General features: G+C 58.7%; 14 protein-coding genes. 11 read left to right on the forward strand and 3 right to left on the reverse strand.

Annotated elements, in window-relative coordinates:
- The first annotated feature begins 35 nt into the window (after positions 1 to 35).
- The 6 genes from ACFP6B_RS06810 (at position 36) to ACFP6B_RS06835 (ending at position 5,148) form a co-directional block, all read left to right on the forward strand.
- Entirely contained in the window at positions 36 to 1,076 is a 1,041-nt protein-coding gene (locus ACFP6B_RS06810; RefSeq protein ID WP_377128518.1) for a choice-of-anchor M domain-containing protein, read from the forward strand.
- A complete protein-coding gene (locus tag ACFP6B_RS06815; RefSeq protein ID WP_377128521.1) occupies positions 1,073 to 1,843 on the forward strand; it encodes a metal ABC transporter ATP-binding protein in 771 nt (256 codons plus the stop codon). The genes ACFP6B_RS06810 and ACFP6B_RS06815 overlap by 4 nt, the downstream gene beginning before the upstream one ends.
- A gap of 9 nt (positions 1,844 to 1,852) precedes the next feature.
- Positions 1,853 to 2,704, forward strand: a complete 852-nt coding sequence (locus ACFP6B_RS06820; protein ID WP_237186400.1) for an anchored repeat-type ABC transporter permease subunit — start codon at positions 1,853 to 1,855, stop codon at positions 2,702 to 2,704.
- 128 nt (positions 2,705 to 2,832) lie between these two features.
- Positions 2,833 to 3,153: a putative quinol monooxygenase gene (locus ACFP6B_RS06825; protein WP_237222845.1), complete on the forward strand. Its 321-nt coding sequence runs from the start codon at positions 2,833 to 2,835 to the stop codon at positions 3,151 to 3,153.
- 314 nt (positions 3,154 to 3,467) lie between these two features.
- Positions 3,468 to 4,289, forward strand: coding sequence for an NUDIX hydrolase (locus tag ACFP6B_RS06830; protein ID WP_377128525.1), 822 nt, complete (start codon positions 3,468 to 3,470; stop codon positions 4,287 to 4,289).
- Between the two features lie 115 nt (positions 4,290 to 4,404).
- A complete protein-coding gene (locus ACFP6B_RS06835; protein ID WP_377128528.1) occupies positions 4,405 to 5,148 on the forward strand; it encodes a thermonuclease family protein in 744 nt (247 codons plus the stop codon).
- A 72-nt stretch (positions 5,149 to 5,220) separates the two neighbouring features.
- On the opposite strand, the gene ACFP6B_RS06840 is transcribed toward ACFP6B_RS06835, so the two are convergent.
- From ACFP6B_RS06840 to ACFP6B_RS06850, 3 genes are all read right to left on the reverse strand, one after another.
- The gene (locus tag ACFP6B_RS06840) at positions 5,221 to 6,264 is read right to left on the reverse strand and encodes a thermonuclease family protein (RefSeq protein WP_377128531.1); all 1,044 of its coding nucleotides are present in this window, start codon (positions 6,262 to 6,264) and stop codon (positions 5,221 to 5,223) included.
- A gap of 162 nt (positions 6,265 to 6,426) precedes the next feature.
- Positions 6,427 to 7,059: a superoxide dismutase gene (locus ACFP6B_RS06845; protein WP_135012588.1), complete on the reverse strand. Its 633-nt coding sequence runs from the start codon at positions 7,057 to 7,059 to the stop codon at positions 6,427 to 6,429.
- Positions 7,060 to 7,667: 608 nt separating this feature from the next.
- Positions 7,668 to 8,195: a MarR family winged helix-turn-helix transcriptional regulator gene (locus ACFP6B_RS06850; protein WP_377128534.1), complete on the reverse strand. Its 528-nt coding sequence runs from the start codon at positions 8,193 to 8,195 to the stop codon at positions 7,668 to 7,670.
- 414 nt (positions 8,196 to 8,609) lie between these two features.
- On the opposite strand from ACFP6B_RS06850, the gene nhaA (ACFP6B_RS06855) reads away from it, so the two are divergent.
- The 5 genes from nhaA (ACFP6B_RS06855) to pxpA all read left to right on the forward strand — a co-directional run bounded on the left by nhaA (ACFP6B_RS06855) (position 8,610) and on the right by pxpA (position 16,283).
- Complete coding sequence (gene nhaA, locus ACFP6B_RS06855) at positions 8,610 to 9,959, forward strand: Na+/H+ antiporter NhaA (RefSeq protein ID WP_377128537.1); 1,350 nt, start codon at positions 8,610 to 8,612, stop codon at positions 9,957 to 9,959.
- Between the two features lie 236 nt (positions 9,960 to 10,195).
- The gene (gene nhaA / locus ACFP6B_RS06860; RefSeq protein WP_377128540.1) at positions 10,196 to 11,554 is read left to right on the forward strand and encodes a Na+/H+ antiporter NhaA; all 1,359 of its coding nucleotides are present in this window, start codon (positions 10,196 to 10,198) and stop codon (positions 11,552 to 11,554) included.
- A gap of 307 nt (positions 11,555 to 11,861) precedes the next feature.
- The gene (locus ACFP6B_RS06865; protein ID WP_377128543.1) at positions 11,862 to 13,412 is read left to right on the forward strand and encodes an alanine/glycine:cation symporter family protein; all 1,551 of its coding nucleotides are present in this window, start codon (positions 11,862 to 11,864) and stop codon (positions 13,410 to 13,412) included.
- A gap of 176 nt (positions 13,413 to 13,588) precedes the next feature.
- Complete coding sequence (locus ACFP6B_RS06870) at positions 13,589 to 15,091, forward strand: APC family permease (protein ID WP_377128546.1); 1,503 nt, start codon at positions 13,589 to 13,591, stop codon at positions 15,089 to 15,091.
- Between the two features lie 448 nt (positions 15,092 to 15,539).
- The gene (gene pxpA / locus ACFP6B_RS06875) at positions 15,540 to 16,283 is read left to right on the forward strand and encodes a 5-oxoprolinase subunit PxpA (RefSeq protein ID WP_377128549.1); all 744 of its coding nucleotides are present in this window, start codon (positions 15,540 to 15,542) and stop codon (positions 16,281 to 16,283) included.
- Positions 16,284 to 16,469 lie beyond the last annotated feature (186 nt).

Genomic DNA, 16,469 nt, shown 5'->3' on the forward strand with positions numbered 1-16,469 from the left:
CTCTAGCACCTGTTCCACCTAACCCAAGGATTTCCATGAAAATCTCTCCCCGATTCACTACCGCCCTGGCCCTGGCAGCCCTGCTGGCGCCGGCGTCCGCTCTAGCACCTGCCGCCTACGCGGCCGAAGAGAACAAGAGCGCCGAGGAGCGCGCCCTGGAACAAACCCTCTCGCCCGACGAGCCGGTCGTCAGCGGCCAGCACGAGATTGCCGCCGGGCACGTTGATATGGGCCCGGCCTTCGTTGAGGGCTCCTGGGAGCTCATGTTCCGCGACGATTCAACTGCCGAGCCGGTCTGGCGCGACCCTGCCGACGTGGTGCTGCGCGGCGATGACACCGCCATGATGGCCGTACCCGATGACCCCCGCTACTCCTTTGTGCAGGCCTCCCCCGGGGAGCAGGTCTACGTGATTCCGCAGACCGAGCTGGCCGGGGTGGTCTGGCCCGGCTGGAACACCCAGAACCCCCAAGTGGTGGAGCGCCTGGGTCGCGGCGTCACCTTCACCCTTGAGGCGGTAGAGGGCCCCGGCGGGTTCTCCATGTACCTGGAAAACGGCACCTTCGGGGCGCCGGAAGTGCTGTGGACCTCCGACAGCACCGACCCCCAGGACATCTTCGTTGAACCCAACGTGCACACCCACGCCAACTGGGTCTTCACCGCCCCCGGCGCCTACTACCTGACCGTGCGCGCCCACGCTGAACTGGCCGACGGCACCGTCGTCAGCGACACCGCCCGCCTGCTCTTCGCCGTCGGCTCGACCGTGAGTAACGAGCAGGTCTTTGCCGGGGCGGACGCCCTCGGTGCAGTTAACGAGGGCAGCGCAGGGGGCGAGAGCCAGGGGGAAGACCAGGACGCGAGCACCCAGGTAGCTGAGGCAACCTCCACCGCTGCGGCAGCTGGCGATTCAAGCACCAGCAGTGAAGCAGAGAACAGCGACTCAACCCTACCGATTGGCCTCATGGCCGGTGGTGGCGCGCTACTTCTGGCCCTCACCGTCGGTGGTGTTCTCCTAGCCCGTCGCTCCGCAGCCGCTAAGGCTGAAGCCTTCGAGCAGTCCACCGGGGGCCGCGCATGACCACCACCTCACCTACCCTCACCCGAGAAACCGGTGCAGAGGCATCCGCCCCCACCGTCACCATCACCGACCTACACGCAGGCTACCCGGGGCGGCCCGTCCTCACCAGCCTCAACCTAACCCTGCACCCCGGCGAATTCGTCGGGCTCATCGGGGCAAACGGCGCAGGCAAAACCACCCTGCTGCGCTCCCTGCTCGGGCTTGTGCCTACCAGTAAAGGGCGTATCGATATTCTCGATGAACCGCCCCTCAAAGCCCGCGCCCACATCGGCTACGTACCCCAAAAGCACCTCTTCCAGTGGGACTTCCCCATTACCGTTGAAAACGCCGTCATGAGCGGGCGCACCCGCGCCATCGGCTGGTTCCGCCGCCCCCGCCGCACCGACTGGCAGGCGGTCTACTCCGCCCTCGACAAGGCAGAGCTGACCGACCTCAAAGACCGCCCCGTGGGCGAACTCTCCGGCGGGCAAAAGCAGCGAGTCCTGCTGGCCCGCGCCCTGGCGTCCGCACCCAAGCTCCTGCTTCTCGACGAGCCCTTCACCGGCGTGGACGCCCCCCCCCACCCAGGACTCCCTCAACCGCCTCTACCGGGCACTAGCCGCCGAGGGGATGACCATTCTGATGTCCACCCACGACATGATCGCCGCCCGCACCTGGTGCACCCGCATCGTCGGGGTGCGCGGCCACCTCGCCGTGGACGCCCCCGCCCAGCAGCACAGCATCGAAGAACTCTACGCCTTCCTGCACGGCCAGCACGAAGGGTGTGAGAGAGCCCTATGATTACTCCCTACGAATTTATCCAAGACCTTTTCAACCCCAACCTGGCTTTCCTGGCGCGAGCGCTGGCGGCGGTCGTGATTGCCTCCCTGATTACCGGGCTCGTGGGCTGCCATGTGGTCATGCGTGGCATGGTCTTCATCGGCGATGCTGTTGCCCACTCGGTCTTCCCAGGCCTAGCGGTAGCCTTTGTGGTGGGCGGGTCGCTGGTAGTGGGTGGCCTGGTGGCAGGCGTCATCACCGCTATTCTGGTGGCGATTTTTAGCCAGAACCAGAAGCTCAAAGAGGACTCGGTCATCGGTATTTTCTTTGCCGGGTCTTTCGCCCTGGGTATCACCATCATTTCCCTGGCCCCAGGGTACTCGGGGTCGGTGCAGGACTTTTTGTTCGGTTCCATCGTGGGTATTTCGGGGGCGGACGTCGCCCAGGCAGCGGCCATTGCTGCTGTGCTGGCGCTTGTGTTGGGGCTCTTCCATAAAGAGATTGTGGCGGTATCACTCGATAAGGAGAGCGCCAAAGCTGCGGGCCTGCCGGTGCTGGCCCTGGATATCCTGCTCTACGTGGTGGTTACCGTGTCTGTTGTGATCTCCCTTCAAACCCTAGGCAATGTGCTGGTGCTGGCCCTGCTGGTGGTTCCGGCGGCGAGCGCCCGCCTACTCTGCTCTACCCTGGGGCGCATGATGGTCTTTGCACCGGCCTTCGGGGCGGTGACATCCACGGTGGGGCTTTACCTTTCCTGGGCCTTTAACCTGCCCACCGGCGGCGTCATCGTGCTGACCATGATTGCCGGGTTCCTGCTCTGCTGGGCGGCCCGCGGGCGGTTCCCCCTGAAAAGTGCAACTTCCCGTTAAAAAGTGACAGGCATGTGCACTTTTCGAAGGGCATCTTCGTTACAGGAAGTTGGTCTCTGCCTTGCTTTTGCCTCTTTACCTCGGAAAGATAGTAAGTGAACTGTTATCAATCGAGTGAAGGAACACCCGTGATTTTCATTGTTGTGAAGTACCAGGTTAAGGACGGCGACCGCGAGGGCTTTTTGGCTGCCACCCGCGAGTTCACCGAGGCCACCCGAGCTGAGCCGGGCAACAAGTGGTTTGAGTGGTCACTGAGCGTTGAGGACCCTAACGAAGTTGTTCTGGTTGAGGCTTTTGAGGACGACGCCGCGGCAGCTCACGTGGAGTCAGACCACTTTGCTAAGGGGCTGGAGGCCATGAAGCCCTGGCTGGCCGAAACTCCCAAGATTATTTCTCGCACGATCGACGGCAATGACTGGGATGAAATGGGAGAGCTGAAAATTTCGTAGCTTGCGAAGAAATTTTCAGCTCGACCGAAGGGATGAGCCAGAATTTCCGCGAAGCGAAATAGCAATTCTGGCGAATCGGCGGAGCCTGCGGAGCCGCAGGCATTGGCCGAATCAGCCGAGCCCTGCGAGGCTGGAAAATTTCGTAGCCTACTCCGCACCCGGACACCGGTGGGCAGCTCAGTGCCTGCTGGCGTCCTTGTTTTTGCCCCTGGTGTGTAGCCGGGGTGGGGTTATCTCTTGACCGATTGACTAGAATGGGTGTGGAGGTCGCCGTGGGGCGTCCTGATTTTTACTGCCTACGACCGGGGAGCCACATGACTTTGCCGAACGCCGCCCAGGCCCACCACGATGAGCATCTTGATGCCGACCATACGTCGGTTTCGCTTGCTGTTTCTACCGTGATTTTGGCTCTGCGCCGCAAGGAGGGCGAGTCTCACCATTCGCTGTGGCTGCCCCTGGTGCGCCGTCTACGTGAACCTTATAAGGGTCAGTGGGCTCTGCCGGGTGGCCCCTTGCAGCCCGATATGTCTCTTGAAGAAGCGGCTGGTTACACCCTTCAGCGGGCGACGGGCCTGGTGCCGGGTTATCTTGAGCAACTCTATGCTTTTGGCGATGTGCACCGCACTCCGGATTACAAGATTATGCGAGAGGGCGGTTCCTTGCCTGTTCCTGCTGAGGAAGATTGGCATGAGCGTGTGGTGTCGGTGATTTATTGGGCGTCTATCCCTCAGACCGAGGTCAACCGTACCCGGGTTCACGAGAATATCCGTTGGTTCCCCATTGATGAGCTGCCCATCCTGGCTTTCGACCATAACGAGATTGTTGAGTACGCCCTCTACCGCCTGCAGAATAAGGTGGAGTACTCCCGTATTGCCCATTCTTTCTTGGGCGAGGAGTTTACTCTGGCTCAGCTGCGTGAGGTTTATGAGGCGATTTTGGGTCGCGCTCTTGACCCTGCGAATTTCCGCCGCCAGATTGCGGCCTCTAAGTCTATTATTGATACGGGTAAGCGCGTTGAGGGTACCCGCCACCGCCCGCCGCGTCTTTACCGTTACAATCACTCGCGTGCTTTCGCGGATCAGGGCCCTCTGGGCATGTACCGTGAGGCAGCCTATAACGCCGAACAGGGGAAGTAAATTTATGAAGCGCCTAGTGCCCTTAGCAGTAGTCACCATTCTTGCGCTCAGCGCATGTGGCACCTCTGCAGAGACAGCCCCTGAAGCTGTACCCACTATCACTTATACCGATGGGATGACAGCTACGGTAGTGACAGTTGAATCAGCTAATACATTTACCGCTAGTATCGATGGAGTGGAAAAAGAAGTTCGTCTTCTAAATACTGCATCTCCTTCGAGCAACGGGGTGGCTCTATCAAGTACCTGTTTAGTGGACGAGTCCAAAGCTCTGCTAGCTGAAAAGCTACCCGAAGGTAGTCAAGTAACTCTGAATTTTGATGAGTCCCAGCGCGGGGCAACCGGCTACGTTGAGGCCGCCGTGTATGCGGGGGACGCTTTTATCAACCGTGATATGGCGCGGGCTGGCATGGTTGCTACCACCTTTACTAGCAGTGCAGACGAGTTCTACGGCGAGATCTCCCAGGCTCAGCAGGACGCCGCCAATGAAGGTCTTGGTCTTTATTCCAAGGACATCGAATGTACTATTCCTGCTCAAATCCAGGCGCAAAAGATAGCTGTAGAGGACGCTAAAAGCTGGGAAGTAGACACATCAGCAGAAGCACCACTAGAGCAAAAGCAACGTGAAGACGAACGCCAGGCTATCTACCATGATGCCTCTGCGGTGTACAAGGACTTAGAAGAACAAACTAAAGCTCCCGCTCAGTGGGTAGGGTCAATCGTGACCCTAGACGCCGTTAAGGCACAGCTAAATGAACTCCGCTCACTTCTGGGCGATGACTTCTACCCTGAGAACGGCACCAGCGTGAACCAGCAGAAGAAGGCTGAGGCTGAGGCCACCCCGGTGCGCCCGGGTTCCTAAAAGGGCTGAGCTCAGCGGACGCCGCCCCTCGCTCCCCTGCCTCTGGGCAGGCGGGTGAGGGGCGGCGCCCTTTTAATCCACTGCGGTAGATGGGCTAGGGGCTGAGGTAGAGCTCTCTGTGGGGTTTGCGGGGTCTTCAGGGTGGGGTGTATCGCCCGGGTGGGTGGTATCTGGGTTAACTGAGGTAGGTTCGGGGGCAGGAGCTTGATCTGGGGCAGAAGGTGCGTCAGGAGCCGGCAGCTGGGTGGCCTCACCTGTGGGTTGATCCTTGCCATCCTTCTCTGCTTTTTCGTTTTCTAGTCTTTCTCGTTCGGCTTCTTCGGCTAGGTTGTAGACGATGCGTTTGCTGTCGCGAGCCCGTAGGAGGGTGTCACGCAGGGTTTTGACGGATTGGGTTTGGGCAATAGCTGAGAGCAGGGGCAGGTCACTGGAAGTTTCGTACTCTTCAAGGCGGCGGGTGAGAGAGTCGGCGGCTTCTAGGGGCTCCTTGAGATCCATTCCCTGAGCGTTATTTATACTGGTGAGGGTTGAATTGAGACGGGCAGGGAGGGTGCAGTCAATGGTTCGGCTGTAGATACCTGCCTGCTGGTCGGCCTGGTCTTGGGCTGCACTGATGGTGTCGTAAAGGGTAGAGCCACCTTCGGGAATAGCCACGCCGAACCCTGCCCGGGCCATTTCGGTATTGAGCATGCGCCCGTCGGGGAGGGTGACTGCGGCTTTGACGGTGATGGTGGGGCTTACGGACGGGTCGGGCTGGCTGGTTTCGCCCATCCCGAGGGCCTCGTCGTAGGTGAGGGTGACGGGTGAGCCGATGGGAACGAGCTTGGCCAGGTAGTCAGCGGCTTCGGGGGCCAGGCAGCGCATGTCTTCGTTTTCGTGTTTAGCCTGCGGGGTGACGAGGCCAAGTAGGTCCACGGTGATGGTGGTGCCGTCGCGCTCTATGCTGAGGGTGTCGGCGTCGATCACGCGCAGGACGCGGGCTACCGAAGTTTCATCTGTCGCGCTGGGGGTGGCGGTGCTGGCAGGTTCAGCGGCATTACCAAAGAGGCCGCAAGCGGTGAGGGTGAACATGCCGACTGTGAGAGTGGCGGGTGCAAAAATGCGGGCAGGGCGCATGAATTTACTCCTTTGTGTTGCTCACCATACTAGGTGTCCCAGTGGTTGACCTGCCAGTATTACAGCCCCAGGTTGTGCCCTTAAAAGCCGGGTGCCGGCGTCCACTCTGCTGAGAAGGACGCCGGCACCCGGCTTTTCACCTGCACACGGGGCACGAGGGTTTTAGGCCTCGGGAATGATGAGACCCTTGGTCTGGGAGACAGCACGATCGAAGCGGGCTGCGACATCTTCCCAGTTGACGATGTTCCAGAAGGCCTTGACGTAGTCGCCCTTGACGTTCTGGTAGTCGAGGTAGAAGGCGTGTTCCCACATATCCAGCTGCAGGACGGGGATCAGGGCGACGGAGATGTTGCCCTGCTGATCGTAGAGCTGCTCGATGACGAGGCGCTTGCCGACGGTGTCCCAGGCCAGAATAGCCCAGCCTGAGCCCTGGATGGTGAGGGCTACGTTCTCGAAGTGGGCGCGGAAGCCGTCGAAGGAGCCGAAGTCGTTGTCGATTGCTGCTGCCAGTTCACCGACGGGCTTGTCGCCGCCCTCGGGTGAGAGGTTCTTCCAGAAGATGGAGTGGTTGGTGTGGCCGCCCAGGTTGAAGGCGAGGTCCTTGGAGAGCTTGCCGATGTTGGCGAAGTCGCCCTTTTCGCGGGCTTCTTCCATCTTCTCAAGGGCGGTGTTGGCGCCGCCGACGTAGGTGGCGTGGTGCTTGGAGTGGTGCAGCTCCATGATGCGAGCGGAGATGTGGGGTTCAAGTGCTGCGTAGTCGTAGTCGAGTTCCGGCAGAACGTACTTTTCTGACATGGTGTTCCTTTCGTTGAAGGCCCCTTCTTTGGGTCTTTCTGGGTTTAACTCTACACACTGGGGCGCGCGGGGTCACGGGAGGTTACTTGATAAGTCCCCTTGTTTAGCCCTGGGCAAAACGGCTGAAAGGGGGCAGGCGGACGCCGGCAGCGGGTTTTCCACAGTTTTCCACTTAAGGGACGGGAAAGTTATCCACAGGTGGGGATAAAACTGGGGATATTCGAATTACACGGGTGGGAGTTTCGAAGATGTTCGAGGGAATACGGGGCAGAATGGGGCAACTCGGGGGTTAGTCTTTCGAAAATACACCGGTGTTGTTCGAAAATCACACCAGTGTCACTTATCCACGGGTGTGGATAAGTGCTGTGGAAAACATACTTTTTAGGCACTTCAACTCGGTGATGAGCGCACTTTTGAGCGTTTTTACCCACAGGGGGCAGTACTTTTCCACGCTTTAAGTGGATATTGTTCACAGAGTTATCCACAGGTGGGGATAAAAGGTGCCCCGGCCGCCTAAACAGGCTGACCGGGGCACCTTTTAATAGATAATCCAGATTAAAAGCTGTGGATAAGAGCTGTGCATAGACGCAGCTGTTACCACCAGGGGTTTAAATCATCTTGTCAAGAGAAGCTACATTTGAGACGTTGATGACCGTGCTGGGCTTGTCGCCCAGGACTGATTCACCGATTTTGGCGAGGGACTTCACCTGGCGGGCATTAAGCTGATCAAAGATAACGCGGCGAACAGCCTCGACGTGGCCGGGGGCAGCCTCCTGCACCTTAGCCAGACCACCGGGCAGCAGGTGGCAGATGGAGACACGGCGGTCTTTTTCCCAGGTGCTGCGCTCAACAAAGTTATCTTTCTCCAGGCGGGTTACCACCCGTGACAGTCGAGGCAGCAGGGTGTTGGTCTGCCGAGCCAGGTCGGTCATGGTGAGTTTGTGCTGGGGAGATTCTGAGAGCATAGCGAGCACCATGTACTCAACGAAGCTGAGGCCCGAATCCTTCTGCAACTGGCTTTCAAGTTGGCCGGGCAGGTTAAACATGATGGAGGAGATAAAGAGCCAGCCTTCGCGCTCTTCTTCAGTCAGCCAGCGGGTGGCATCGGTAGCGGCTGCGGGGGTTTCTTCGCTCATGGTTCCTCTGGTCGGTGCAATGGGGAGGACTGGGGGTTGTCTATACCTAGTCTAAGTTTCTTTCGAAAGGGTTTCTGCTTCTGGTGCACCCGTGTTGGCGCGTTTTGCGAAAAATATCGATTATTTAGGGCTAGTTTTTGCCTCCAGGTCTCGGTAGGTACCCCTCAAGCCGTCCTCTTGCTAGCATGGCTCGCTCCCAAAACTTGCTCCCGTTATCTAATTCCCCACCTCACCTCATATTTGATAAGCTAGATTACTAAGGTGTGCCGGGAAGACTGGTCGGCCCGCCCAACTCACCACCGCCCCACCTGAAGGTAGGCACCCGCGGCGCTACAGGCGTCCGTCCCGGTAACCCTTCAGAAGCGGCCGGTGAGTAGGCGGTTTATCGTTACTCATCGACCTCAAAGAGCGTTTATGTCATCAGAAAACACCGTCCTATCGCGCGGCTCCTACAAGGAATCCCAGCGCATTTCAGAAATCCTATCTAAGGAATCCACCGGCGGCATCATCCTGCTGGTTGCCACCGTCCTCGCCCTTGTTTTTGCCAATTCAGCCGCCGCCGAGCACTACTTCGGCCTGCGCGATACCTACCTGGGCGCTGATTTCTGGGGGCTTCACCTTAAACTTTCTATCGGTCACTGGGCTGCCGACGGCCTGCTAGCGGTCTTCTTCTTCCTGGTCGGCCTTGAACTCAAAAAGGAATTTGTTGAGGGCGACCTGCGCAACCCCGGCAAGGCCCTGGTGCCCATCGTGGCAGCAGCAGGTGGCGTTGCCCTGCCCGCCATCATCTACGCACTGGTCAACCTCAACAGCAGCTCTGAGGCCCTCGGGGGCTGGGCTATTCCCGCCGCGACCGACATCGCCTTCGCCGTGGCCGTCCTCGCCGTCATTGGCTCCCACCTGCCCTCTGCCCTGCGCACCTTCCTGCTCACCCTGGCCGTGGTCGATGACCTCATCGCTATCACCATCATCGCCCTCTTCTACACCTCTGACCTACAGATTGGCTACCTGGCGCTCTCTATCATTCCGATTGCCCTCTACGCCCTGATCGCGCGCAAGGGCGAGAAGCTCTTCCACCTCTCCCCCGCCGCGTCCTGGTTCATCCTGCTGCCCATCGGTTTTGTGGTCTGGGTACTCTTCCTCAATTCCGGTATTCACGCCACCATCGCGGGCGTCATTCTGGCCTTCATGATTCCCGTGCGCAAGAACAAGCGCACCGAAGCAGCGGACGCCCACCACGGCCTGGCCGAGGTCATGGAGCACCGCGTGCGCCCCTTCTCCGCAGGTTTCTGCGTCCCCGTCTTCGCCTTCTTCTCAGCGGGCGTCGCTATCGGCGGCTTCCAGGGCTTCATTGACGCGATCACCGAGCCTATTGCTTACGGCATCATTCTGGCCCTGATTTTCGGCAAGATGATTGGTATTACTGCTTCCACCTGGCTGGTCACCCGCCTGCGCCATGCCAACCTCGACCCCGATATCAAGTGGATTGACGTTATTAGTGTGGCAACCCTGGCCGGTATCGGCTTCACCGTCTCCCTGCTAATTGCCGAGCTCTCCTTCGGCCTGGGCTCCGACTACAACGATGCAGCTAAGGTCGCGATTCTGACCGCTTCGGTTACCGCCGCCCTGCTGGGTGCCATTATCCTGTCGATTCGCAACAAGCACTACAAGGAAATCGCGCTCAAGGAGACCGTGGACGAGAACGAGGACGGCATCCCCGACGTCTTCACCGACAACACGGACGCACCCCGCCCCGGCGCCTAGCGTCCGCCCGCCCAGCACACCTGCAAGGGGACCTTATTTCCTCAAAGGGACCGCATAATTTGCGGTCCCTTTTGGGTTATGCGGTCCCCTTATGTGCGGGGACAGGGGCGCGGAGGCTTTTCAAACGGGGCGGACGCCGGTGTGCAGTTCTGCATCTCAGATTCCGGCATTAGCTGGGCTAAAGGAGCATAATGGAACCTGAAGCAAGCGAAGACACACCCGACCTAAGGAGAGGCATGACTGAAGCGCCTCACAAGGACCCGCTCTTTTCCCGCGGATCGTACGCCGAGACCAGCCGCGTCTCAGAGATTATGCGCAAGGAATCGGTGGGTGGTTTTATTCTGCTCGCCGCCACCGTGCTCGCCGTTATTCTGGCTAACTCCCAAGCCGCACATTTCTACGAGAGTGTGCGCGATACCGAGCTGGGCTTGAACATTCCCGGCTTCAGCCACCTGATGATGAACGTGCACCTGTGGGCCGCTGACGGCCTGCTCACGGTCTTCTTCTTCCTCACCGGTCTAGAACTCAAAAAAGAGTTCGTGGTGGGAGACCTACGTGACCCGGGTAAAGCCGTCGTCCCCATCGCGGCCGCCTTCGGCGGTGCCATGACCCCGGCTATTATCTATTTCGCCATCAACCACGGCAATGAGACCGCTGTGCACGGCTGGGCTATTCCCGCCGCTACCGATATCGCTTTCGCGGTGGCCGTCCTGGCCGGTGTGGGAACCTTCCTACCCGCAGCCCTGCGCACCTTCCTGCTGACCCTGGCTGTGGTCGATGACCTGATTGCCATCGTCATTATCGCCCTCTTTTACACCAGCAACTTCCATGCCTGGTACCTGATTATCTCCATCATTCCCATCGGGCTATATTTCTGGCTGACCCACAAGCACGAAAAGCTCTTCCACGACCACAAGTGGGCGGCCTGGGTTATCCTGCTGCCCCTGGGCCTTATCACCTGGGCTCTCTTCCTTGAGTCCGGTATTCACGCCACTATCGCGGGCGTTATTCTTGGCTTCTGCGTACCCGTACGCATGACTGCCCAGGCCAAGCAAGCAGACGCCCATGCCTCCCTGGCCGAGACCCTGGAGCACCGCCTGCGTCCGCTCTCCACCGGCATCTGCGTACCCCTCTTCGCCTTCTTCTCCGCCGGCGTAGCGGTCGGCGGCTGGGACGGCCTGCGCACCGCCCTTACCGACTCCGTTGCTATCGGCATCATGGTCGGCCTGGTGCTGGGTAAGACCGTCGGCATTACCGGCACTACCTGGCTCATTACCCGCTTCCGCGGCGTGAACCTAGACTCCGATATCAAGTGGATTGACGTGATCGGCCTAGCCGTCACCGGCGGTATCGGCTTCACCGTTTCTATGCTGGTCGCCGAACTCTCCTTCGAGTCGGGCTCCCTGCATACCGAGGACGCCAAAATCGGTATTATGATCGGCTCGGTTATCGCAGCGGTCTTAGGCGCAACGATTCTGTCGATTCGCAACAAGCACTACAAGCAGATTGCGCTCAAGGAAAGCATCGACGAGAACGAGGACGGCATCCCCGACGTCTTCACCGACAACACGGACGCACCCCGCCCCGGCGCCTAGCGTCCGTCCGCCCTATCTCGCAGGGTAGGTACCATCTAACTCAGAAAAACCCACCAACCAGCTGGGTTTTTCCGAGTCAGATGGTACCTATCCGTTTAAAGCGGTGCACGAAACGGCAACATCACAGTAGACGTGTTTTGCACAAACGCAACCGAGCTGTGAGAATTACCCCTAGTGTTCACCGCCCTAGCGCCGGTGATTCTCCGCCCTTGCTGCCCACCGTGCCGCAGCTAAGGCGCCCCACCAAGTGCAGACGCACCCACCCATACCCCGGGGCGGTCTGCCCTTTTAACGATTTGGAGCACGCATGGATACTCTGCTCAACGCAGTGCACTGGATTAACGAATCCACCGCTGGAGCAACCGAGGTTATTACCGGCATCTCAGATAACCTCTGGGCCAACTTCCTCATGTACGCCCTGGTAGCCGTAGGCCTGGGCATCACCATCGCAACGCGAGGCGTTCAGTTCCGCCTGATCGGCGAAATGTTCCGCACCCTCAAGGACCCCGCTGGCACCGAGTACAACGGCAAGAAGAGCATCTCCGCCTTCCGCGCCTTTACCGTCTCCGCTGCCTCACGTGTGGGCGTGGGCAACATCGTCGGTGTTGCCATGGCTATCACCATGGGCGGCCCCGGCGCTGTCTTCTGGATGTGGGTTATCGCCTCCGTCGGTGCCGCGTCCGCCTTCGCAGAGTCCCTGCTGGGCCAGCTCTACAAGCGCAAGGGCGAGGACTCCTACATCGGTGGCCCCGCCTACTACATGTCACGCGGTCTTAACGCCCGCTGGCTGGGCCTCATCTTCGTTGCCTTCATCGTTATCACCTACGCCTTCGTCTTCGTCGCTGTGCAGACCAACGCCATCGTTGGCGCAACCGCCACCTCATTCGGCATTGACGCATCAGACCCCAGCGCTATGGGCTTCCGCATTGCCATTGGCGTGGTGATTGCCGTTATCTCAGCCTTCATCATTTTCGGCGGCATCCGCACCATCTCATCGGTCACCGAAATCATGGTGCCCTTCATGGCCGTGCTCTACCTGATCCTGGGTCTGATTATCGTCGTCATGAACCTGGGTGCCGTCCCCGGCGTCCTGGCAGATATCTTCGCAGGTGCTTTCGGCCTGAAGGAATTTGTCACCGGCACCCTGATCGGCGTCATCACCCAGGGTATGCGCCGCGGCCTGCTCTCTAACGAGGCCGGTATGGGTACCGCCCCCAACGCCGGTGCAACCGCGTCCGTCTCCCACCCCGCCAAGCAGGGCTTCGTGCAGGCCCTGGGTGTCTACTTCGACACCATGCTGGTCTGCTCCGTCACCGCCTTTATCGTGCTGGTAGCCGGCGACATCCCCTACGGCGACAAGAACTCCGCAGGCACCCTCACCCAGGTTGCGCTCTCTAGCCAGCTGGGCCCCTGGGCGGTTCACTTCCTGACCGTAGCGATTGCCCTCTTCGCCTTCTCCTCCATCATCGGTAACTACTACTACGGCGAGTCCAACATCCGCTTCGTCACCGAGAAGCACCTGCCCATGAACATCTTCCGCGTCGTCGTGATTCTGTTCGTCTTCTTCGGTGCTATTGCTTCCATCGACCTGCTGTGGAACCTGGCCGACCTGCTCAACGGTGGCATGGTTATCGTCAACCTGACAGCGGTTTGCCTGCTGATGCCCCAGGTCATGAAGGTACTCCGCAATTACGAGGCCCAGCGCAAGGCAGGTCTTGAGCCGATCTTCCAGGCGTCAGACCTGCCCGAGATCAAGAACCTGGACGCCTGGGACGGCACCGACGAGCTCACCCAGCGCGAATACTGGCAGGCCTACGACCGCGAGCAGGCTGAAAAGCGCGCCGCCCGCGGCAAGTAGTTCACCCTTCGGGTAGCTACCCCGTTAGGACGCCGTCGCCCGCCGCCCTGCCCCTTGGCAGGGATGGTGAGCGGCGGCGTCCTGGTTTTAAACCCCTATACTGAAAGCTGTTCTTAACCGCCACCGGGGCGGGCTTCTTACGCCCACCTCACCGCAGAGGATGATCTTTAGCGACAATGACCAACGACTTCCGCCACAAAGGCCTTGCCGCAGGGCGCCTGGGGCTAGCTTCTTCAACCGTCATCGGGGTTGCGTCAACCGCCCCCATGTACTCACTGGCTGCCTCTATTGGCTTCATCGTGATAGCCGTGGGCTATCAAGCCCCGATAGCCCTGATTTTGGGTTTTATCCCTATGCTCCTGACGGCGCTCTCTTATAAAGAGCTGAACGAGGCGGTGCCGGATTCGGGCACGGTCTTCACCTGGGGCGCTAAGGCTTTTGGGCCGAAGACCGGCTGGATTTCTGGCTGGGGCGTTATCGTGGCGGGCGTGATTGCTATGGCTAATCAGACCCAGATTGCGGCGATCTATTTTTGGCTGCTACTGGGGCAGGACGATCTGGCCCACAACAAGCACGTTATTGTGGCAACCGGTGTTCTGGTGATTGCCCTGACCACCTGGATTTCCTACCGCAATATTGAGGCTGGCTCGCTGACCCAGTGGCTGCTGGTTGGTATTCAGTATGTGGCGATTGTGCTGCTGGCACTGGGTGTTTTTAACTCCCTGGCGTCGGGCGCGGTGGCGGGCTTTGAGTTTGAAGCTAACTGGTTTAACCCCTTTGAGGCTAGTTTTGACGGCATGATTCAGGCCGTACTGATTGCTATCTTCATCTATTGGGGCTGGGACACCTGCCTGGCTATCGCCGAGGAAACCAAGGACCCTCACCGCACCCCGGGGCGCGCGGCCGTCCTTTCCAGCTCTATTTTGGTGGTTACCTATGTGTTTGTGACCGTGGTGGCCCTGATGTACGCGGGTGCCGGTTCGGGCGGCATTGGCCTGGCTAACCCCGATAATTCGGACGACGTCTTCACCCCCTTTAAGGACGCCGCGCTGGGCTCCTGGGGTTGGATCATCATTTTGGCGGTGGCTGTATCTGCCCTGGCGACCTGCCAGACCACGATTCTGCCGTCCTCCCGCGGCATCTTTGCCATGGCTATCTACCGGTCAATCCCGGCTAAGTTCGGCGATGTGCACCCTAAGTTCAAGACCCCCAAGACTTCCACTGTTTATATGGGTGTCTGCTCGGCTCTCTTCTACGCAGGCATGACCTACATCAGCGAGAACATGCTGGCCGACACCATCGAGGCTGCCAGTGTTGCTGTAGCCCTGTACTACGCGGTGACGTCCTTCGCCTGCATCAAGTACTACCGGGGCGATATCTTCACCAGCGCCCGCAACGTGGTGTTCCGCCTGGTTATTCCGGCAACCGGTGGTCTGATGATGACCGCTATTCTCGTCATTTCGCTCTACAACATGGCTGACCCTGAGTACGGCTACACCCAGATGCTGGGCACCAGCGGTGTGTTCGTTACGGCGGTTGCCTCGTTTGTGATTGGCTTTGGCCTGATGGCCCTGTTGATGGGCCGCGACGAGTTCAAGCCCTTCTTCCGCGGCGATACCCTGAACATGGATACCCGGGTGAAGGTGCCTGAATCTGCTGACCTCGATGAGGTAAAGTAAGCCACCCGTGCCACCATGCCCTCTCTATCAGCGGTCAAACGTATAGCAGGGAGGGCAACACGCCATGAAGGTCTAGTAATTTTTTACAGATAGATAAAATTTGCACTATTGAGGGGTGGTTTTGTTTCACCTTGCCAGACCCCAAACAGGGGGCAAGGTTCCACACCTGCCCGGTTTTTATCCCCTTTTATGCCTACAGAATCTCAGGTTTTGCAGAGGTTGAGGTGTCATACTTGGTGTAGTAGGTCTGGAAGAGTTTGGGCTGACAGACCTGCGATTCAGAGTATGAGTGTGTTTCAAATTTATCGTCTCTGATAGCTGCCCGCAGGGGTGTGGGCAGTAAACCGAAGTGGAGGCGGGCCCCCTGGGAAGGGCTCGTCTCCACTTCTCTTTATCCCGCCATGCAACATTTTTGCGACCTGCATCACCTTAAACCTATGATGATGTTATGCAGAGCACAAAGATTGAGATTAATTCGGATATGGGGGAAGGCATCGGCCTTCACAGCTTTGGCAACGACGAAGCACTCATGCCCCTTGTAGATGCCATCAACCTTGCTTGCGGTTGGCATGCCGGCGACCCTGCAATCATGGATCAGACCGTCAAGATGGCGGTCGAGCACGGAGTCAAAATTGGCGCCCACCCAGGTCTGCCAGACTTTACTGGTTTTGGCCGCAGGCGAATGGCCCTCGAACCTTCTGAGGTCGGACAAATTATCCGTTATCAGGTAGGGGCATTAACAGCATTCTTAGGCCAGCACGGCGCGCAACTTAATCACATCAAACCCCACGGCGCTCTCTACGGAATCCTTGCCGGTGACGATGAGCTTATGAACGAGGCTGCTCAGGTAAACCTTCAGTACGGTGTTCCATTCTTCGGCCTAGCAGGAACCGCTCACGAACGCGTTTGTGCTGACTTAGGGGTTGAGTTCATACCGGAACTATACGTTGATCTCAACTACAGCGCAGAAGGCTCTCTCATCATTCAAAGGAAACCTGAACAGGCAGATCCGTCTGCAGTAAAAGAACGAATTCGCAGGGCTCTCTCAGGTCAGCCGATTCTAGCGGTCGATGGCACTGAAATTACGATTCCTTTTGCCTCTATCTGTGTGCACTCCGATTCTCCAAATGCCCCAGAAGTAGCTGCAGCCGCACGCTCTGTTGTTGACGACTTTGCCTCTTCAGAGCAGTAAATTCACTCCCTACCAAGAAAGAAAACACATCATGGCAGATATCGTTTCCCCAATTCCTGGAATTTTCTACGTTGCTCCCGCGCCTGGCAAGCCCCCTTTTGTCTCGGGACTGTCAGATTAACGGTGTAAACCCACAACAAATCTAGCGACCAGCCACCTGCGGCAACCGATCACCAAAAACAATAG

Source organism: Rothia nasimurium (assembly GCF_042660305.1).
Taxonomy (GTDB): Bacteria; Actinomycetota; Actinomycetes; order Actinomycetales; family Micrococcaceae; genus Rothia; species Rothia nasimurium.